Consider the following 20,997-nt stretch of genomic DNA (forward strand, 5'->3'; position numbering starts at 1 on the left):
CTCCCCCTTCCAGGGGGAGGATGAAGGTGACGGTAAGTATGGTAGCGCAGCCGTCTCGACGGTAGGAATCCCGTGATGTTCTTCTTCTATGAGGTCGCCGTGGCAGAACACCATCGTAGGCACGGCATCGGGCGCGCTCTCGTCGAAGAGCTCAAGCGTCTCGCCAGGGCCGATGCGTGCGGGAAGGTTTTCGTGCCCACGAGCAGGTCAAATGAAGCGGCGATGGCTTTGTACCGGTCTTGTGGCGGTGAAGAGGGCGCTGCGGACGCGACGGCGTTCTGGTGGAACTCGTAGGAGTGCCTCACGATGCTCGGCTGCGAACGACATCTGGAAATGGGGGACTGCCCCCAGTTGCCCCGGTTTCACTATAGCGGGAAACTGGTCACGTGTTCACTGACTTCCTGGCATTAGCGGAGGGCTGCAAATCGCCTGTTTTTCCCGTGTTTCGACTGATTCCCAGCCCTCCTCTAATATCAATACATCAGTAGGGGCGGAAGACGCGGGGCATCTCGCGGACGACACTTGTGAGGTACTCACTGTCCCACGGCACGGTGCCGCTTGCTTGCACCTGGGCACGTTGGGAGAGGAGGTGCCCGTATACTTTGTCAGCTATGTGCTCATGATCTCCAGAACGGCATTGCCGGGGGATCAAATGCTGGTGGACCTCAGGCAGTGCCGGGTGCTGCCATGGCATGGCCAAGAGACTTGTCACCGACAAGCATAGTATCCTCTCTACCAGACGGCGGTTGATAGCTTGCATCTCCTCGCGAGGGGCACCACGTTAACCGATCTGAAGCATGTGGTATGCCAAACGCTTCGGCTATTGCCTGGCCGACTTTCCGCCTGCCTTGACTTGCCAGGGATCCCACTGGGGCGGAAGATTATTGTTGCTCTTGAAGCAGCTCTCTGGGGCCCGGATTATCAGCCACGCAACTGGAGCATTACCCGAAGGCTTTGCCCGAGGCGTATAGAGGCCAAGGGTGCGGTCGCCATGGGCATCTTGAGTTGGGTCCTCCGCAACGAACGAGATCTCATACAGATACTCTCCGCGATCCCCCGGCTGGGCAGCTTCTAGCCCATACGCGACATAACCCACACGGGAGTCGCCAACGACAAGCGTCCGGTTAATCCCAAAATCAGATGCGTACTGCTCGTGTTTCCACTCCTGGTCGCCTCCTACTGGGCTATATCGTGGAGGGAATCGGAAGCGCCAGATAGATCTTTCCTGACTTGCATCATACTTCAGCCGTGGAAAGTACGCCGGAAGAACGGATAACGGAACCGGTCGATCCAATAAGATCCTGATGCAATTGGCCCTAAGGGTACGAACGGGGTCAAGCCTCGACTGGCTGGTATCCACGAGCTCAAGATACGAAACGTGCACCTCGATCTTGAGGCCATTCACCTCCGTTCGATAGCGATCCGAGAAAAGGCCCGCGCCGTAGGTCGCGGCGATGACCGCTGGCGTCTGCCAGAACGGAAACGGCGGTGGAACCGGTCCTCCTGCGGAGGCTGCCGGAAGAGGGACAGCCTGCTCCGGACTAGCTGCGGCCCAGGCCATTGGTGCCGGGGCGGTCACCATAGCGGCAACATACAGGATGACGAACGTAACCGATGCGGCTGCAGCGCGCATAGGAGTTCCCCCTTGGCCCAGACAATGCCTCTTGACTCGTATATTCGCCATTACCCTCCTTCTTCCTGCGCTGATAACGCGCCGGGGTGTGGCGTGGCGTCGCGCTGAGGTGGGCGGCCCGGCGCACGTGGGTAGAAAACGAGTCGGATGACGAAGGTGAGGTGTTGGGCGTACCAGATTGCGTCCATGCCGTCTCGGCTGCGAGACGATTGGCAGGCGAGACGCCTGCCCTACCAATGCACCCCGCCTACGGCGGACAAGCCTCACCCAACCTCCCCCATTCGACAGTAGGGCAGGCTCTTGAAGGGGGAGGGGTTGCCGGGCGAACCGCGGCAAATCACTGCGTTTCGAGGAAAGCTCGGTAAAGACGGATCCCCTGTTCGCAGAGTAGAACTGACGCTTACCCACTTTGCTCGTCGCGAAGGCGAGATTCTTCGCTGACGCTCTGGATGATACGTCGCGGCTCCGGTCATGCAGAACGAAGCGTGCTTGCGCGACCGCGTCGGCACGCGCAGTGAAGCATCTCGGTGTCACCTCGCCGGAAACTGGGTAACGGTCAAAGAGTAGAAGGCTTGACAAACCGGCGCGCCGATGGTAGTTCTTGCATGAGAGGTGCAACGGTGGCGCGGACGCTGGACGAGCGCAAGCGCGCGATTCTCGGAGTGGTGGTCGAGCGCTACATCGCCACCGGAGAACCGGTGGGGTCGGCGTGGGTCGTGGGTTGCGGGGACCTCGCGGTATGCTCGGCGACGGTGCGCAATGAGATGTCCGAGCTCGAACGGGCGGGCTACCTGGGTCACCCCCATACCTCGGCCGGGCGGGTGCCGACCGATCGCGGCTATCGCGTTTACGCCGAGAGCGTGGTGTCCCGAGCGCAACCCGGCGCCGACCCGGGTCCGTTTGCGGATCTGGAGTGCAGCCAAGAAGCGGAGACGGCGCTGGAGGCAACCTGTCGCGCGCTGGCGCGCCTGACGCGTTTCCTGTCGCTGGCGCAGCCGCCGAGTTGGCGCCATGAGAAGCTGCGCTACCTGCAGCTTTCGCGGCTCAACCCGCGCCGCGTGCTGGTGGTGGTGGTGACCGAGACCGGGCGCGTGCACCATGCCCTGCTCGAGTTCAACCGCCTGCCCAGCACCGGGCAATTGCGGGCGCTGGGGGCGGTCATCAGCGATCGCTTGCGCGGGGTCGCGCTGGTCGAGCTCGATCGCGATCGGCTGCTGCGCGCGGTGCGCGAGCTGTGGTCGCGCACGCCCTTTGCCGACCAAGCGGTCGAGTTGCTGTCCGCCAGCCTGCCGGTGACCGCGGGCAGCCCCCTGGTGATTGAGGGCGGCAGCCGCCTGCTGGAGACACAGGAGTTCCAGCAAGCGGAAGTCGCGCGCGAGGTGTTCGGCGTGATCGAAGAGCGTTCCTATCTGAGTGAGCTGCTGGCGCGCCAGCGCCCCGGCGTGTCGGTGATGATCGGCGACGACACCGGCCATCCCGCCTTGCGTCACTGCGCGCTGGTGTCGGCCACCTACCAGGCGCCGGGAGGCGCCTGCGGCTGCCTCGGGGTGCTGGGCCCCAAGCGCATGCCGTACGGATCGGTGATGTCGGCGCTGCTGCTGGCCGCGCGCGCCTTGGGGGCGGCGTTCGCGAGCAAGGCCCGCAAGTAGCACGGCCGCCGGCTGAGCCCGGGCGCGACTTCGCTGAAGTCCCTGTTCCGAGCGAAGTGGGCTAGGGCCGACGAGCCGGCCCGCCACGTCCCTAGGTCAGTGACCGGGATGGCGGCCTTTAGGTGGCTAGGGCCGACGCATCGGCCCGCCACGGCGGTCTGCAGAGCAGACCTAGCCGCCTAGCCAGCGGCCCATCGGGTTAGCCGCCCAAGGGGGGGTCATCTCGCCCCGATCGGTCGGGGCGCCGGTTGCCGTCGGTTCCCTATTCTGAGGCAGGCGAGGCTAGCCATGCCCGAGGTCGAGGGCGAGAACAAGCAAGGCGCCGCTGACGAGCGCCTGTCCGCGCTCGTCAGCAACGCCAGCGCCATCCGCACCGTGGCGGCGGCGGTCGAAGGCACGCTCGGGCCCAAGGGGCTCGACTGCATGCTGGTGGACCGCTTCGGCGGTGTCACCATCACCAACGACGGATTCGCCATTCTCGACCAGATAGACGTTGCCCACCCCGCCGCCCGCATGCTGATCAACACCGCCCAGGCGCAGGATCGCCAGGTCGGCGACGGCACCACCACCGCCACGATCCTGGCGAGCACGTTGGTGACAGAGGCGGTCAACCGCGCGGCCAGGGGGGTGCCGGTGACCCGGCTCATCGAAGGCATGCGCGCGGCGCTGGCGCGCGCCGTCGAGGTGATCGAAGGACATCGCCGGGAGATCGAGGGATTCGACGATCCCCTGCTGGCGCGGGCGGCCCTCATCGCCGGCCGCGGGGACGCGCAGGTCGCCGATCTCGTCGTCGAGGCGGCGCGGCTGATCGGGCGCGCGGCTCTGGCTGAGCCGGGGTTCCGGCTGAGCGAATGGATCATCGCGCGGGAGGGAGCGGACAACGAGGTCGTGGCCGGCCTCATCATTGACAAGGAGCGGATGAACCGCCGCATGCCGCGGCAGGTGCGGCGCGCGCGGGTGCTGCTGCTCGATGACGCGCTGGAGCCGGAGCAGCTGGGGGAGCAGGCGCTGGCGACGGAGGCGGGGTTCGCCCGCTACCTGGAGCTCAAGCGCCGCTTCGCCGAGGCGCTGGAGCGGGTGGCGGGACTCGGCGTCAACGTGGTGGTGGCGGAGCGCGGGGTCAGCGACGATGCCGAGGAGGCGCTGACGGCGGCGGGCGCGATGGTGCTGCGGCGGGTGTCAGCGCGCGACCTCGCGCGCATCGCCGAACACACCGGCGCGCGCCCGGTCAAGCGCACCGGCCTGGCGCGGGCGGCGGATGACCTCGCGCGCTGCCTGGGCCGCGCCCGCCTGGTGGCGCAAGACGAGCGGCTGGGCCACGTTCGCTTTGAGGGCGGCGGCGGGCGACGCGCGGCGACGATCCTGGTGGGGGCGGCCACGGCTGAGGTCCGCGACGAGCGCCGGCGCATCGCCCAGGACGCCGCGAGCGGCGCCCAGCAAGCGCTCCTGAGCGGGGTGGTCCCCGGCGGCGGCGCGGCCGAGGCGGCGGCCGCGGTCGAGGTGCAGCGGCTGCGCGCCTCGATGCGCGGCATGGCGGCCTACGGCGCCGAGTGCGTGGTCGAGGCGCTGCGGCGCCCGCTGGCGCAGATCATCGCCAACGCCGGCTTCAACCCGCTGGAGAAGATGGGCAACCTGATGGCGGAAACCGCCAGCGCCGGGAGCGACGCGCTGGCGATAGACTGTGACACCGGCGAGGTCGCGGACATGCTAAGCTTGGGGGTGGTGGATCCGACCGCGGTCAAGGTGCACGCCCTGCGCGCCGCCGGGGAGGTGGCCCAGGCCGTGCTGCGCATCAGCACCATCATCCGCCGGCGCGACGCCGACCAGCCGCCGCCGGCATGAGGCGTCGGCGGCGATTGCGGAATACCCAATAGGTGGTTCCATGCCCAAGCGACACAAGCTCGAGATAACGCCCGCGGCCGCGGCGGCGCCCGCCGAAGGCGCGGGCCCGGAGGGCGCGCAGGAGGGCGCCCTCGTCGAGCCGGCGCCGGAGCGCGTGGCGCACCTGCAGCAGGAGTTGGCGGCGGCGCAAGCGGCGGCGCAGGAGCTGCATGACAAGTACCTGCGCGCCCTCGCCGACCTCGACAACTTCCGTCGCCGCGCGCGCCACGAGCGCGGCAATGCGGTGCGCGATGGCGAGGCCGCGATTCTGCTGGAGGTGCTGCCGGTGCTCGACAACTTCGCGCGCGCGATGGCGGCGGCGCGGGACGCCAACGACGCGCAGGCGCTGATGGACGGCGTCAAGATGAGCTACGACCAACTGCACGCGGCGCTGGCGCGCAAGGGAGTGCGTCCAATCGCCGCCGCGGGCAAGCAGTTCGATCCCCGCTACCACGACGCGGTAGGCCAGGTGCCGACGGCCGAGCAGCCGGAAGGTACGGTCGTGGTCGAGGTGCAAAAGGGCTACCTGCATGGCGATCGCGTGCTGCGCCCGGCGCGGGTGATCGTGGCGGCGCCGCCGGCGGCGGATGATGGTCACCCCCCGCGCCCGCGCCGCGAGGAGTCATAGTTGGCGCAGATCATCGGCATTGACCTGGGCACCACCAATTCCGCCGTCGCCGCCATGCACGGCGGGGAGCCCGTCATCATCCCCACCGCCGAGGGCGAGCGCCTGTGCCCGTCGGTGGTCGCCTTCACCGCCGCCGGCGAGCGCCTCGTCGGCGAGATCGCCAAGCGCCAGTGCGTGACCAACGCCGCGCGCACTATCTGCTCCGCCAAGCGGCGGATGGGCACCGACTGGAGCATCAACATTGACGGCAAGCCCTACAGCGCTCCCGAGGTGTCCGCCGCCATCCTGGAGAAGCTGCGCGCCGACGCCGAGGCCTTCCTGGGCGAGGCGGTCGCTCGCGCCGTCATCACCGTCCCCGCCTACTTCTCCGACGCCCAGCGCCAGGCGACCCGTGACGCCGGCCGTATCGCCGGCCTCGACGTCGCGCGCATCATCAATGAACCCACCGCCGCCGCCCTCGCTTACGGCCTGCAAGCGCAGGACCTCCACACCGTGCTGGTGTGGGATCTCGGCGGGGGCACCTTCGACGTGTCGGTGCTGGAGCTGGGAGACGGCGTCTTCGAGGTCAAGGCCACCAGCGGTGATACCCACCTCGGCGGCGATGACTGGGACGAGCGCATCGTCGGCTGGCTGGCGGACGAGTTCAAGGCCGAGCACGGCCTCGACCTGCGCGCGGACGCGACCGCCATGCAGCGCCTGCGCGAGGCGGCGGAGCGCGCCAAGATCGAGCTCTCGACCCTGGTCGCCACGCGCATCAGCCTGCCCTTCATCAGCGCCTCCGGACCCGCCCCCAGGCACCTCGAGCGCGAGCTCACCCGCGCCCATTTCGAGCACCTGAGCGCCGACCTGCTCGAGCGCGTGGTGGTACCCACCCGCACTGCCATGGCCGACGCCCGCGTCACCCCGGAGGACCTCGACCGCATCATCCTGGTCGGCGGCCTCACGCGCATGCCGGCGGTGGTAGCGCTGGTGACGCAGCTCTTCGGCCAGCCGCCCCATTGCGAGATCAACCCGGATGAGGCGGTCGCGGTGGGCGCCGCCATCCAGGCGGCGGTGCTGGCGGGGGAGGTGCGCGACATCGTCCTGCTCGACGTGACCCCGCTGTCAATGGGCATCGAGACCGCGGGCGGGGTCTTCCAGCGCCTGATCATGCGCAACACCACCATGCCCGTGCGCACGACCGAGACCTTCACCACCGCCGCTGACAACCAGTCCGCGGTGGACCTCCACGTGCTGCAGGGCGAGCGCGAGATGGCCGCCGACAACATCAGCCTCGGCCGCTTCCAGCTCGGCGGCCTGCGCCCCGCGCCCAAGGGCGTGCCCCGCATCCAGGTCACCTTCGACATTGACGTCAACGGCATCCTCCACGTCTCCGCGCGCGATGTCGCCACCGGAGGTCGCCGCGAGGTCGAGATAACCCCCGCCTCCGGCCTGAGCCCGGCGCAAGTCGAGCGCCTCATCGCCGACGCCGACGCCAACCGCGATCGCGACCGGCGCAAGCGAGAGGCCGCCCAACTACGCCTGCGCGTGGATGATCTGCTGGCGAGCGCCGATCGCGTGCTCAGCGATGCCGCCGGCAAGCTGCCGCAGGCGACGACCCAGCCGCTGGCCGATGTCGTGAGTCGGGCGCGGGAGACCGACGCGGGGACCTCCCTGGGGCGACTGCGGCAGGTGATCGCGGAACTCGAGCGCGCGAGCTACGAGGTGACGGAAGCGCTGTATCGCTACAATGCCGCCGAGCAGGCGTCGCAGGCGGCTGGGCGCGCCGGGGAACGCGCCCCCGGCGCGCTGGAGGGCGAGGTGCGCGGCGAGTAGGCGCGGCTGCCACCCGGCGTCGCCTGCCCGGAGCGTGACCGTTTCTCGTTGGGATGGCTGGGCGCACACCCGGGCGCGACCTCGTAGGGGCAAGGCATGCCTTGCCCCTACATCCGCGCTCCGACTCGTCGGGGCGTGCCCAGGGGGATCCCCGTCCGGTTGTGCTTGACACCCTCCGGCCGGCTGCCTATAATAACGCAGTTTCCATGGACATCGGCGCCGATCAGCAGCAGGCGCGGCTCGAAGCAACCCTTGAGCGACCTGACGCAGCGGACGCGGAGGCGACTCTGTTCGCCATCCAGGAGGGGACGAAACAGATGGACGAGGGCGGGAGTTTTGCCAAGATTAAGGTGATCGGCATGGGCGGCGCCGGCAGCAATGCCGTGGATCGCATGATCGCCGCCGACCTGCGCGGAGTGGAGTTCATCGCCGCCAACACCGACGTCCAAGCGCTGAACCTGTGCGCGGCGGAACGCAAGCTGCAGCTGGGCAAGGAGGTCACCCGTGGTCTGGGTGCGGGGGGGGATGCCGAGCTCGGTCTGCGCGCGGCGGAGGAGAGCCGCCAGGAGCTGAAGAACGCGCTCGAAGGGGCGGACATGGTGTTCGTCGCCGCGGGCATGGGCGGCGGCACCGGCACCGGCGGCTGCCCGGTGGTGGCGGCGGTCGCGCGGGAGCTGAGCGCGCTTACCGTCGCCGTGGTCACCAAGCCCTTTGCCTTCGAGCGCGGCCGCCGCATGGCGATCGCCGAGCGCGGCATTCAATCCCTGCGCGAGCAGGTGGACACGCTGATCACCATCCCCAACGACCGTCTGCTGGGGATCGTGGACAAGCACGCGACCCTCGATGAGGCTTTCGCCCAGGCGGATGAGGTGCTGCGCCAGGGCGTGCAGGGCATCTCGGATCTGATCACCGTTCCCGGCCGCATCAACCTCGACTTCGCCGACGTGAAGACGGTCATGTCCGGCGCCGGGCCCGCGATCATGGGCATCGGCGAAGCCACCGGCGAACACCGCGCCGCCGAGGCCGCTCAGGCCGCCATCTCCAGCCCCCTGCTCGAAACCTCGGTCGAGGGCGCCAAGCGCATCCTGTTCAATATCACCGGCGGCGCCGACCTCGCGCTGTCCGAGGTCGAGGAAGCGGCGCAGATCATCGCCAGCGCCTCCGACGCCCCCGACACCAACGTGCTTTTCGGCGTCGTCATTGACCGGGAGATCGGCGACGCGGTGCGAGTGACGGTCATCGCCACCGGCTTCGAACCGCACGCGGAGGGCGCCCAGAGAATGGTGGAAGCCTTCGCTGAGGACCTGCCGCAGGAGCCGCAGGAACCGCAGGACCTCGACGTACCCGCATTCGTTCGCCGCAAGTAATCGTCCCCCCGCGCTAAGCCATCCGGGCAGCGAGGGAAAGGGTCATCGGGGCCGGGCCGCTGCTGCGCCTGGCCCCGAACCGTTCTCCAGTGTGGCTAGGGCTTTGCCCGCCACGGCGGTCTGCAGAGCAGACCTAGCCGCCAAGCGAATCACGACCAGGAGCACGAGCTTGGCACATGACATGGACTTCCAGCGCCCATTGCGGATACCCGAGCATATTCAGCTCGGCGTCGCCGAGCCGGCGACCGCGCGCGCCGGCGAGAAGGGCGCGTGGGTTCTCACCTTCACCCTGGCCAAGCCGGTGCCCCCGCGGGACCGAGCATGGCTTTACGTCCACGGCGGGCGCCACATGAAGAACCGATGGCCGGGCCTGCAGGCGGACGATGAATCGCTCCCCGGACACGTGTCCCTGGAGCTGCCATCCGGGGAGCGACTGCGACCGGCGGGCGCCGGCGCCGATGGCGGCGTGTTCGCCTTCGAGGTCCCCGCCGGCGGGCTGCAGGAAGGCGAGCAGTTGATGGCGCATCTCGGTGGCTCAGCGGGGACGACGGCTCCCCGTCTGTCCCTGGCCAACCGGTACTTCGCGCTGCTGGCGGCGCCCCGGGAGGCGGAGCCGCGGGTACCCTCGCTGACAGGGGAGCTGCGGGAGCGGATCGTCGGCGCGTGCCTGATGCACATCGTGGGCGGGGCGGTGACGCGGCTGGTGGCCCACGCCCCCAGTCATGTTGCGCCGGGCGCCGAGTTGTCCTTGCTCGTTCGCCCCGAGGACGAGAACCGAAACGTGGCCTCGCAGGAGCCGGGACCGCTGGTGGTAACCCTTGACGGCCGCGAGCTGCGGGCCCGGCGGGTGGCGGTGGCCAATTCCGCCTGTTGCATGCTGGAGGGAATCGTCGTGCCGGATGAAGGTGTGTGTCGTCTGCGCGTCGAGGATACCGCGCGCGGCCTGAGCGCGGTCACCAATCCCATCCGGTGCTCTGCGGGGCCGGCGTCGGAGCGGGTATGGTGGGGCATGATCCACGGCCACACCGAGATCTCGGACGGCCTGGGTTCGCTCGACCACTACTTCGGCTACATGCGGGACGAGTGTCGCCTCGATTTCGCCGCCTCCGGGGATCACGACCATGTGTACGAGACGCCCGATGACATGTGGACCCTGACCCAGGAGGAGGCGGCCAGGTACAACCAGCCGGGGCGCTTCACCACCTTCCTCGGCTACGAGTGGGCCAAGTGGCGGCAGAACGGTGACGGCGACCGCAACGTGTACTACCTCCACGACCACCGGCCGATGTACCGTTCGGAGGACGGCATCCACCCCACGCCGCCCGATCTGTTCCGGGCGCTGCGGGACGAAACCGCCATCATCATCCCCCATCACAGCGCCGAGGTCGGCAACCACTGCGATTGGAAGGACCACGACCCGGAGAAGGAGCGCCTGGTCGAGATCTACTCGGTGTGGGGCAATTCCGAGCGCAGCGTGCACCAGGGCAATCCCTTCCCGGTGCGCCCGGTAGCTGTGAGCGGCGACGAACCCCCCGATGCCGGCGAGGTGGCGGCGGGCTTCGTGCAGCGCGCGCTGGAGCTGGGGTGGCGCGTAGGCTTCACCGCCGGCGGCGACGATCACCTCGCCCACCCCGGCGACCAAGTGGTGGGCGACAAGCCGGGCTGGCAGTACCCGGCCGGGCTGCTGGGGGTGTGGGCGGCGGCCAACACGCGCGAGGCCATCTGGGAGGCGCTGTGGAACCGGCGCTGCTATGGAACGACGGGCGCCAGGATGGTCGTTGATTTCCGGCTCAATGACCATCCCATGGGCGCGCAGGTGTCTCTCGCCGACGACCCCGGGCTGGCCGCGGCGCGGAAGCTGGCCATCACCGTCCACGGCACGGACGACATCCGGTGCATTGAGATCGTGCGCAACAACCGGGACCTCCATCGCCGCGGGCCCGCTGGCGCCGACCTCGCCTTCGAATGGGAGGACCCGGAGCCGCTGGCGCAGGTCAACCTGCCGCCGGCGCCGTTCTCAACCCCTAGGCCTGCGGCCGGGGCGGCGGCCAGCGGCCTAGCCGCTCGCCCCTTCACCTTCTACTACCTGCGCGTCACCCAGGCCGACGGCGAGATGGCGTGGGCCAGTCCCATCTGGGTTATCTCCTGACGCCTGCTACTCTGCGAAGCGGCGCTTCCCTGCGAAGCGTGAGGAGCCCGCGCGGCAATCGCTTGCCGAAGGAGGTGGCTCCGTGCTATATTATGGTTTGCCTTGCCGCCGTGGTCGCCGGCGCGAGGCGTGAGCGCGCCTGATAGGTTGTACCGGACCGATACCCGTGGGGGGTAATATGAACGATCTGGCGAAGTTCGCCGTGGACCGCGCCATGCGTGCCGGCGCGTCCTATGCCGACTGCCGCATCACGCGGCGCCGCCGCGAGTCGGTGCACGTCAAGAACAGCGTCGTGGACGCGCTCGAGAGCTCCGAGCAATTCGCGGCCGGCATCCGCGTCATCGCCGGCGGCGCGTGGGGCTTTGCCGCCACCGACCGCCTGCAGCGCCCCGACCTCGAGCGCGCGGCCGAACTGGCGGTGCGCGTCGCGAAGGCCTCCGCCACCGTGCCGGGCGAAGAGCCCGTCGCCCCCGAATCCCGCCCGCCGGTGCGCGGCTCCTGGGAGTCCCAGTTCCAGGTCAACCCCTTCGACGTGCCCCTGGGGGACAAGATCAGCCTCCTGCTCGACGCCGACCGCGTCATGCGCCAGCGGCCGGAGATCAAGGTCTCCAACAGCACCCTTGCCTTCCACGAGGAGGAGAAGGACTTCGTCAGTTCCGAGGGCGACGACATCCACCAGCGCATGCTCGAATCCGGCGGCATGGTCAGCGCCACCGCGGCGGACGGTGCGCGCGTGCAGGAGCGCTCCTTCCCGTCGTCGCTGGACGGCTTCCACGCCGCCGGGGGCTGGGAGATCATCGAGGGCATGGAGCTCAAGAGCGGCGCCGAGACCATCGCCCCCGAGGCGGTCGAGCTGCTGGCGGCGCCGGCGTGCCCGCGCGAGCGCACCACCGTCATCATTGACAGCTCGCAGATGGCGCTGCAGATCCACGAGTCGTGCGGCCATCCCGCCGAGCTCGACCGCGTCTTCGGCACCGAGGCGAGCTACGCCGGCACCTCCTTCCTCACCCCCGACCAACTCGGCGTCCTGCGCTACGGCTCCAGCCTGGTCAATATCACCGCCGACGCCACGGTGCCGGGGGCCCTGGGCACCTTCGGCTGGGACGACGAGGCGGTGCCCGCTCAGCGCACCTTCCTGGTGCGGGACGGCGTCTTCTGCGGCTATCTCAGCTCGCGCGAGACCGCGCGCCGTCTGGGCCTCTCCAGCTCCGGCACCATGCGCGCCGACGGCGCCAACCGCCTGCCGCTTGTCCGCATGACCAACGTCAACCTCGAGCCCGGCGACTGGGACCTCGACGAGATGATCAAGGACACCAAGCGCGGCCTCTTCTTGCAGACCACCAAGAGCTGGTCCATAGACGACAAGCGCCTCAACTTCCAGTTCGCCACCGAGATCGCGTGGGAAATCAAGGACGGGTCGCTGGGGGCGGTCCTGCGCGACGCCACCTACCACGGCATCACCCCGCAGTTCTGGGGTTCGTGCAATGCCATCGGCAACCGCGATTCGTGGCGCATGTGGGGCCTCACCAACTGCGCCAAGGGCGAGCCGGTGCAGCTCATGCACGTCGGCCACGGTTCCGCTCCCGCCCGCTTCGCCGGCGTCCAAGTCGGCGTGCTGGAGAAATGACCGCGCACCAGCTTGCCGTGGCTGATCCTACCCAACCCGCGGCGCTCGACGGCTGAACTCAGGGAGCAGACATGCTCGGAAAAGATCGCGCATCGCAGTTGCTGGAGGAGACCCTCGCCCACGCCAAGGCGGATCAGGCCGAGGTCGTCATCATGGTCGAGGACGGCGCCGTTACTCGCTTCGCCAACTCGATGATCCACCAGAACCTGGCCGAGAGCGCGGCCCGCGTGTCGGTGCGCTCGGTGGTCGGCCGGCGCGTCGGCTCGGCGACGACCAACCGCCTCGAATCAGAGCAACTGCGCGCCACCGCCGAGCGCTCCGCCGAGCTGGCGCGCATGCAGGCCGAGAATCGGGATTTCGTGTCATTGCCTGCGCCCGCGCCCATCACCCCGGTGCGCGCCTTCAGCGTCACCACCGACGCCTCCACCCCCGAATCCCGCGCCGCGCTGGTGGCCGACCTCGTCGCCATGGCCCGGCAGGAGAACTGCCTGGCCTCCGGCGCCCTGACCATCGAGACCAGCGAGCTCATCGTCGGCAGCACCCTCGGCATCCGCGCTTACCATCCCGCCACCCACGCCCACCTCAACGTCATCGTCTCCGACGATACCTCCAGCGGCTACGGGCAGTGGATGGGACATGACATCTCGCGCCTCGATCACCGGGCCGTCGCCTGGACCGCCATCGAGAAGTGCATCCTCGGCCGCCGCCCGGCCGCCGCCGATCCCCGCGATTACGAGGTTATCCTCGAGCCCCCGGCGGTGGCGGACCTGCTGATGTTCCTGGCATGGCTGGGCTTCGGCGCCAACGCCGTCGAGGAGGGGCGCTCCTTCATGTGCGACCGCTTCGGCCAACGCATCACCGGCAGCCAGATCTCGATCTGGGACGATGGCCTCGACCCCCGCGGCGTGCCGCTGCCGTTCGATTTCGAGGGGGTACCCAGGCAGCGCGTGGACCTCATCAAGGACGGCGTCGCCAACGCGGTGGTCTATGACTCCTACTACGCCCACAAGCAGGGCAAGCAATCCACCGGCCATGCCCTGCCCGCCCCCAACACCTACGGCCCCCTGCCCATGAACATGCTCCTGGGCGCCGGCACGGCGTCGCGAGATGACATGCTGCGAGCGACCAAGCGGGGGCTGCTGGTGACCCGCTTCCACTACACCAACATCGTCCAGCCCAAGGAAACCGTCATCACCGGCATGACCCGCGACGGCACCTTCCTGATCGAGAACGGCAAGCTCGGCGAGCCGGTGCGCAACCTGCGCTTCACCCAGAGCATCCTGGGGGCGCTGGACACGGTCGAGCTCATCGGCAGCGAGCCGGTGCTGTGCGACCGCAGCGTCGTGCCCGCGCTTAAGCTCGGCCGCTTCGCGTTTACGTCGTGACACAGACCGGTGAGGCGGCGAGGTCCGCAGTCCACCTGCTCGACTGCGCACCAGCACCTGGCCCTGCAAGCGGTGCCACCTCGACGCAACGGTAGCTGGAGCGAATCTCAGATGCCTGACGTCAAGATTCCCGACAACGTCAGTCACCCGCTGGCCGACGTGATCCGCGAGCGGCTGGGCTGCGCCCAATCTGCGAGCCTCGCTGTAGCCTTCCTGCGCCGCTCAGGCTTGCGCATGGTCGGGAAGCCTCTGGCGAGGTTTCTCGAGCGCGGAACGCACGCGGAGTGCATATTCGGTTTCGACTACATGTTCACGGAGCCTGAGGCTCTCACCGATCTTATGGACCTCTCGCGCTCGCATCCGGGGCTGCGCTTCTTTGGGTTCCTGGGCCAAGCGGGCGAGGAAGGCATCTATCATCCCAAGCTCTACATCTTCCGCGAAGATGTCCTCACGCACGTGATTGTGGGCTCGTCAAACCTTACTCGCGGGGGGCTCCGCCAGAACCTGGAGGCGAACGTTCTTCTATCAGGCGCACCAAGGGACCCGCCGATAGTGGAGGCGGAACATCTTTATCGCGATGTGCGGAACGACGACTCGCTGTTCACGCCCGACGCGGAATACGTCGTTCGGTATGGCGAGCTATACAAGGCGTCTCGATCTGCACGGGGGACAGGGGCCAGTCGCGCCGCGATCGTCCGGCTGCGCCGCGAACTGGAGCGCCGCCAAGAGGCGTTGCCAGGGACCGTCCCGACGCAGAGACAATTGATTGCCGAGGCAATTCGCACGTTGAGAAGAGATGCGCAGGAGTTCGTCCATCTCAGAGACATCGCGGCGTGGGTGGAAGACGAGGCCCGACGTCGACGTCTGCAGTTCAAGTGGGACACTTTGCGCAATAGCGTTCGCGGGCGGCTAAATGAACACACTGTCGGGAAAAGCGGGGACGACCTCTTCGAACGGCAGGGCGGGGTAGGTGGCCGCTATGGACGCTATCGCTTGACCGAGAAAGGTGATCTGCTAAGGATGCGACCAACACCGGTCGAGTAGGCGAGTATTCCTTCGCCGCCAAGGAAGTCGGTGGGCCGCTGCGGACCATGATAGCAGACAACAGGAGGCTGAAGAATGCAACGATGTGCGGTCTATGCTGTCATAGAGACGGAGGTCAGCGAGTCGCCACCGCGGGCCACCATGTTCGCCGCCGAGGCAGCAGCGGAGGCGTACGCCATACGCCTCGTTCGGCGTCACCTTAAGACGACCGAGGCGGATCCGGAGACGCTATGCGAGAAACTGCGCGACACGCGGTCCGGGTACGCGGTGCACGTGGTGCCCGCTCCGTTCCTCTATTAACCGCCCTCGTGCCGACGACAGTATCTGAGGCGCACTTGTAGTCCTCGGGGAAACCGGGGGAACCGGGAAACCGGGGACAGTCCCCTGTTTCTCCTGCCTCTGTGTTCTCTGTGCCCTTGTGGTTCAACCCTGTTGTCCTACTGCGGGTTGCTGACCTCGAATTGCGGGCACAGGTCGAGGATGGGGCAGCGGCTGCACAGCGGCTTGCGCGCGATGCACAGGTAACGTCCGTGCAGCGTGTAGTGCATGCCGAAGGCGATCCAGTCCCGCTTCGGCGGCAGCTCCATCAGGTCGGCCTCGATCTTCTCCGGCGCGGTCTGCGCGGACAGCGCGGTGCGCCGCGCCACGCGCTGGACGTGGGTATCCACCACAATCCCGGCGGCAATGCCCAGGGCGCTGCCCAGCACGACGTTGGCGGTCTTGCGCCCCACCCCCGGCAGCGCCACCAGCTCCTCCAGGGTCTGCGGCACCTTCCCGCCGTGCTTCGTCCCCAGCTCCCCGCCGATGCCGATCAGCGCCTTCGCCTTCTGGCGAAAGAAGCCCGTGGCCTCGATCTCCCGCTCCAGGGTATGCGGATCCGCCTGCGCGTAGTCCTGCGCGCTGCGGTAGCGCGTGAAAAGCGAGCGCGTGACCTCATTCACTCGCTGGTCGGTGCACTGCGCCGCCAGCACCGTTGCTACCAGCAGTTCCAGGGGGGTGCTGAAGTTCAGTTCGATGCGCGCATCGGGCCGGTGCCGCTTGAGCTTCCTCAGGATCGCCCGCGCCCGCTGCGCCTGTTCCTCGTGGGTCTCTGCAATCATCCCCTGCTTCCCTGCCGACCTCTCCCTATCCGGCGCGAGCATGTACGCGATGAATCGGACACCAATCGGCGTCTGAACCGCGCAGGCGGTTCCAGGTGCGACCTCCTACGAATTCTCGGCCTTGACGATCCGTCACGCGTTCTTCGGTTCTTCCCTCACAAGATCGCCCTTTCGGACCTTTGTCCGCTCGCTAGCCAGAGGCTCCACAGCATCATCGTCTACGGGCAGCTGATCTCTGCGTCGCACGCTGACCTCTCGCGGCGAAGTAAGCAGTGAAAGCGCCGCGAAGGGAGGCGCCTGTGTCCGCGTGTACGTTCGGACGACGGTGAGCGCAAACGTCAGGCTTTCCTGCACTTCCTCGGCCACCACTCTACCCTTGACTATCTCGAGCCTCTCGATATCGTTGTTGGTAATGGGATCGTTGATCATGTCGCCTTCCTCGTAGATGATGAAGGCCATCCCTCGCGTTACGCCCTGCTGGCGGCCGATGTTCAGCACAACCTGCGTTGGGCTCACTATCCGCGCTATCCTACCTGTAAGAGGCATCGTCGATTGGCTCCTTCTGATCCAACTCGGATTCACCCACAAGTCGTTGCCCAAGCTGCGAGGCTACCCTTACGAGTGCGGCAAGCGCGTCAAGAGACAAGCCCTCCAGCGGCTCTGGCACCAGAGCCCTCGCTATGCGGTGAGATAGGCGGCGCAGCTGCAGAGCGCCGGGAGCCGCAATCGGGGCACGCCTCGCAGCATCCATTTCCGCCGCGGACGTAGCTTCCGGGTCGAAAACCGCGTGTGATATCTTGTGCTGCACGTGCACCACAACGGCTCGGCCGACCTCCGTCTCAGCGGGTTCCGGCAGGCCGGCGACGCTGTGACGCTGATATACGCGGAACAGAGATCCAGGACTCACATTATGCTGCTCGCCCGCGTGAAGTATTGCACAAAGTGAGCCATCCTCGCGGAAATAATAGTTGAGCACGTCGCATTCGGCGCATGCCTGACGCACCATCACCCCTTTGAGCGCCGTGTCAGCGTGAGCCCCCAAGGAGTCCGCGAACTGCCGGAGCGCCTCGCGCACGGCGAGCCGTTCAACCTCGAGCACCGATTCCCGAGCGCTTGCTGTTGTCTCCTGGTGCTCCCTCCGTGCGACATGAAGAGTGTCAGATAGACCACGCGCTTTGTCCGAGGAGCGAAGTCCCCACACGACCAACAGGGCCGCGACGAGTAGCAGGGCGATCACAGCCATAGCGAAATAGGATGCCGCGTAACGCAGGATAGCGTTCTCCTGCGTGGGGGCCCGCGACAATACCGTGCAGCGGATGGCCCATACAAAATACGAAAGTCCGCATGCAGCCGCAAACACGAGGAGGGACCTGTACTTTCGCGCAACGTGCCAGAGGTACACGGCCCCCGATACGACGGTCACCGCGGCCGCGACCGCCCCGCCTGTCGTCTTCAAAGCGTCCAACAGGATGCTCAACATGTTGCTACCGCTCCGCGCGGATGCCGATGGCGGGGCTGCCGTCGCCCCCCACCTTGCGATAGCCGGTGATCGCGCTCCAGCCGTCGAGGCTCCCTCCCAGGCCCCACCGCCCGAAGACGTTGGCCCGCAGGTCATTGGGATCGAAGACCTCGGCGCTCAGGGTCAGCCACGGAGTCACAGGCCAATCATAGCCCAGGCCGATCTCGGACTCGACGAGGCCGTAGCGCAGCCGCCCCGGCCCCAGGCCCTGTCCCATCTGGAAGTTGAGGCGGTTGGTCTCCCCCAGATCGGCCGCTCCCAGGCGCACCAGGCGATCGCGGCTGGACAGGTCAACATTGGCATCCACCCACCAGCGGCCATCGCGGGTCAGGTACTGGGCGCCAGCGTTGAGATCGGCCCGGACGGGGGGGAGCTCGCCGATCGCCTTGGCCGCCTCGGCGGCGCGGCCGGTCACCTGGGACAAGCCGGTGCGCGCCTCGTGCGTGATCTCCTTGATCTCGGCCGAGGCGTCGCGGATGTTCTCGGAGGCCGCGCGAGCATTGGACATGATGTCGGGCACCTGGCGCGCTCCCTCCGCGATGACGGTGGCCGCCTCGCGGATGCGGTCCGAACTGTCGCGCAGACTGCGCGCGGCGTCCTTGGCGAAGTCCTTCATCTCCGGGTCCGCCGCCAGCTCCTGGAACTGGGCGGCGATGTCATCCACGCGCTCGACGACGCTGCGCAGCCGCCGCGCCGTTTCCTCCAACTCCGCGGGCACCTCGCTCTCGGTCGCGGCGCGTGCCACCGCCTGCGAGGTTTCGCGCAAGTCCCGTGTCACCCCCTCGACGTTGGCCAGCGTCGCCTGCACCCGCGGGCGGGTCTCCTGCGCCATGCCGCCCAGGGTGCGCGCGAGATCCCCCATGTCGCGCGCCGCCCGCCCCAGGCTCGCCAGCGACTGCTCCACCAACAGCCGCATCTCCCGGTTCTGCACCAGCGCGGTCACTGACTCCACCGCCTCCGTCAGCCGTCCCACCAGCCTCTGCGCATCCGCCAGCAAGTCCTCGACCCGCAGCGAGGACTCACCCTTCACCTGCGCCCCCGGCTCCAGCGGCGCGCCCGCCCGCTCGTCGGACACCGGCGTGATCTCCACCGACTTCTCCCCCAGCAGCACCCCCGGCGCGACGCGGATGTCGTAGCCCCAGCGCACCACCACCCCGTCGCGGATGCGCAGCCGCACCAATGCCCGATTGCCCGGCGTCAGACCGACCGACTCCACCTGGCCCACCGTCACCCCCGCCATCGTCACGCCGTCGCCCGCCCGCACCTCCGCGCGCTCGAACAAGACGTCCAGGGGGTAGCCCGCGCGCGCCGCGTAGAGGCCGATGAAGTAGTACAGGATCAGCGCCAGCACCACCAGCGCCGCCACCACCACCAGGCCCACTTTCACCTCCGCGCCGGATTTCATCGTTCCCTCCGCCAGCCCGGATTAGGGCTGGAGCAGGCGAGAGTAGAAAGGTGATAGGTGAAAAGCACTGCTGCCGACGAGCCTGCCATCACCTTTCCACTTTCTCCTTTCAGATCCACCCCGCGCGCGATGTGAGCGCGTCGCGGGGTGTCATACCACGTGGATCGGCCCCTCCACCGACCCCGTCACGAATTGCCGCACCATCTCATCCGCGCTCGACCGCAGGTCCGCCGGCCGCCCGGTCGCCGCGATCCGCCCCTCGTACAGCAGCGCCGCCCGGTCCACAAAGTGGAACAGCCCCTCGACGTCGTGCGACACCACCAGGCAGCTCATCCCCAACTGCGACCGCAGCCGCGCAATCAGGTTCTCGATCACCCGCGAGGTGATCGGATCCAGCCCCGCCGTCGGCTCGTCAAACAGCATCACCGCCGGCTCCATCGCCAGCGCCCGCGCGATCGCCACCCGCTTGCGCATGCCCCCCGACAGCTCCGACGGCATCTGCTCCTCGATCCCTCGCAGCCCTACCAGCTCCAGCTTCTCCCCCACCAGCCGCTCCAACTCCTGCCGCGACAGCCGCCGGTGATGGCGGGGCCCGAACGCCACGTTCTCGAATACGTTCAACGAGTCGAACAGCGCCGCTCCCTGGAACACGAACCCGGTGCGGCAGCGCATCTGGTCCAACCGCGCCTCCCCCAGCTGCGTGATCTCCACTCCCTCCAGGTAAACCGCCCCCGCCGTCGGCCGCACCAGCCCTATCACGCTGCGCAGGAGCGTCGTCTTGCCCGAGCCGGAGAGGCCGATCACCGCCTTGATTTCCCCGCGCTCCACCCGCAAGCTCACGCGGTCGAGGATGCGCCGACCCCCGATCTCGTACACCACTTGCTCCAGGCGTATGGCTGCATCCTGCTCGGTCATGTCAATGCCCGATCAGCGACAGCATGATCCAGGTCATGGGGTAGTCGCTCACATAGATCAGCACGATGCTGATGACGACCGCGGAGGTGGTCGCTCGCCCCACCCCCTCGGCGCCGCCGCGCGCGCGCAGACCGACGTGACATGCCACCAGGCCGATGATGCACCCGAAGACCGCGGACTTGGCGAGACCGCCGAGGAGATCGGAGGCGGTGAGGAAGCGCTGCACGCTGTAGAGGAACTCCTCGGGGGTGATCCCCTGCGTCATCCCCACCAGGTAGGCCCCCAGCCCGCCGCTCGCATCCGCCAGCACCACCAGCACCGGCAGCATCACCACCGCCGCCACCAGCCGCGGCACCACCAGGTACTCCACCGGGCTTACCGCCAGCGCCCGCAGCGCGTCCACCTGCTCGGTGACCTTCATCGAGCCCAGCTCCGCCGCGATCGCCGACCCCACGCGCGCCGCCACCACCACCGCCGCCAGCACCGGCCCCGCCTCCCGCGCGACCGTGATCGCCACCGCGCCCCCCGCAAACTGCGAAAGCCCGATGCCGGCCATCTGCCGGGCGGTGTTGAGCGAGACCACCATGCCCACCGCCAGCATGGTGATGACGACGATGGGCAGCGAGTCAAACCCCAACACCGCCATCTGTTCCGTCGTCTCCGCGCGGCGCACGCGCCCCCGCGCGATGTTGCCCAACGCCGCCAGCAGCAGGAGCTGCGCCTCCCCTAGCCAGCGCAGCCCCTCGATTACCGCCCGCCCCAATGATGTGATCGCGGTCGTCAATTACTCACCACTGCTCTCTGACTCAGCGCTCAGTTAACGTAAAGTTGCAGCAATCGCCAAGCAACCTTCCCGGCGCCAGGAGAACTTCACGGAACA

Annotated in this window: 17 protein-coding genes; 11 read left to right on the forward strand and 6 right to left on the reverse strand. The window is 68.0% G+C overall.

Features of this window, described 5'->3' with window-relative positions:
* Positions 1–75: 75 nt before the first annotated feature.
* The 11 genes from VM221_13080 (at position 76) to VM221_13130 (ending at position 15,478) form a co-directional block, all read left to right on the forward strand.
* The gene (locus VM221_13080; protein HUT75754.1) at positions 76–294 is read left to right on the forward strand and encodes a GNAT family N-acetyltransferase; all 219 of its coding nucleotides are present in this window, start codon (positions 76–78) and stop codon (positions 292–294) included.
* Between the two features lie 1,944 nt (positions 295–2,238).
* Positions 2,239–3,282, forward strand: coding sequence for a heat-inducible transcriptional repressor HrcA (gene hrcA / locus VM221_13085; protein ID HUT75755.1), 1,044 nt, complete (start codon positions 2,239–2,241; stop codon positions 3,280–3,282).
* A gap of 288 nt (positions 3,283–3,570) precedes the next feature.
* The gene (locus tag VM221_13090) at positions 3,571–5,124 is read left to right on the forward strand and encodes a TCP-1/cpn60 chaperonin family protein (protein HUT75756.1); all 1,554 of its coding nucleotides are present in this window, start codon (positions 3,571–3,573) and stop codon (positions 5,122–5,124) included.
* A 40-nt stretch (positions 5,125–5,164) separates the two neighbouring features.
* On the forward strand, positions 5,165–5,791 hold the full coding sequence (gene grpE / locus VM221_13095) for a nucleotide exchange factor GrpE (GenBank protein HUT75757.1): 627 nt from the start codon (positions 5,165–5,167) through the stop codon (positions 5,789–5,791).
* Positions 5,792–7,606, forward strand: coding sequence for a molecular chaperone DnaK (dnaK, locus tag VM221_13100; protein HUT75758.1), 1,815 nt, complete (start codon positions 5,792–5,794; stop codon positions 7,604–7,606).
* 317 nt (positions 7,607–7,923) lie between these two features.
* Positions 7,924–8,973: a cell division protein FtsZ gene (ftsZ, locus tag VM221_13105; protein ID HUT75759.1), complete on the forward strand. Its 1,050-nt coding sequence runs from the start codon at positions 7,924–7,926 to the stop codon at positions 8,971–8,973.
* 169 nt (positions 8,974–9,142) lie between these two features.
* Entirely contained in the window at positions 9,143–11,122 is a 1,980-nt protein-coding gene (locus tag VM221_13110; GenBank protein HUT75760.1) for a DUF3604 domain-containing protein, read from the forward strand.
* Between the two features lie 178 nt (positions 11,123–11,300).
* Entirely contained in the window at positions 11,301–12,749 is a 1,449-nt protein-coding gene (locus tag VM221_13115) for a TldD/PmbA family protein (GenBank protein HUT75761.1), read from the forward strand.
* Between the two features lie 71 nt (positions 12,750–12,820).
* On the forward strand, positions 12,821–14,134 hold the full coding sequence (locus VM221_13120; protein ID HUT75762.1) for a TldD/PmbA family protein: 1,314 nt from the start codon (positions 12,821–12,823) through the stop codon (positions 14,132–14,134).
* A 111-nt stretch (positions 14,135–14,245) separates the two neighbouring features.
* Positions 14,246–15,178, forward strand: a complete 933-nt coding sequence (locus VM221_13125; GenBank protein ID HUT75763.1) for a phospholipase D-like domain-containing protein — start codon at positions 14,246–14,248, stop codon at positions 15,176–15,178.
* 75 nt (positions 15,179–15,253) lie between these two features.
* Positions 15,254–15,478, forward strand: coding sequence for a hypothetical protein (locus VM221_13130; protein HUT75764.1), 225 nt, complete (start codon positions 15,254–15,256; stop codon positions 15,476–15,478).
* A gap of 137 nt (positions 15,479–15,615) precedes the next feature.
* Here VM221_13130 and nth read toward each other — a convergent pair whose 3' ends face one another.
* The 6 genes from nth to VM221_13160 all read right to left on the reverse strand — a co-directional run bounded on the left by nth (position 15,616) and on the right by VM221_13160 (position 20,901).
* On the reverse strand, positions 15,616–16,278 hold the full coding sequence (gene nth, locus VM221_13135) for an endonuclease III (GenBank protein HUT75765.1): 663 nt from the start codon (positions 16,276–16,278) through the stop codon (positions 15,616–15,618).
* A gap of 132 nt (positions 16,279–16,410) precedes the next feature.
* Positions 16,411–16,824 (reverse strand): hypothetical protein, encoded by a 414-nt coding sequence (locus VM221_13140; protein ID HUT75766.1) that lies wholly within the window; start codon positions 16,822–16,824, stop codon positions 16,411–16,413.
* A complete protein-coding gene (locus VM221_13145) occupies positions 16,808–17,758 on the reverse strand; it encodes a hypothetical protein (protein HUT75767.1) in 951 nt (316 codons plus the stop codon). The genes VM221_13140 and VM221_13145 overlap by 17 nt, the downstream gene beginning before the upstream one ends.
* Before the next feature lie 4 nt (positions 17,759–17,762).
* Entirely contained in the window at positions 17,763–19,202 is a 1,440-nt protein-coding gene (locus VM221_13150; GenBank protein HUT75768.1) for an MlaD family protein, read from the reverse strand.
* Between the two features lie 150 nt (positions 19,203–19,352).
* Positions 19,353–20,117, reverse strand: coding sequence for an ATP-binding cassette domain-containing protein (locus VM221_13155; GenBank protein ID HUT75769.1), 765 nt, complete (start codon positions 20,115–20,117; stop codon positions 19,353–19,355).
* 1 nt (position 20,118) lies between these two features.
* On the reverse strand, positions 20,119–20,901 hold the full coding sequence (locus VM221_13160) for an ABC transporter permease (protein ID HUT75770.1): 783 nt from the start codon (positions 20,899–20,901) through the stop codon (positions 20,119–20,121).
* Positions 20,902–20,997: the final 96 nt, after the last annotated feature.

The sequence above is a fragment of the Armatimonadota bacterium genome (assembly GCA_035527535.1).
Classification (GTDB): Bacteria; Armatimonadota; Hebobacteria.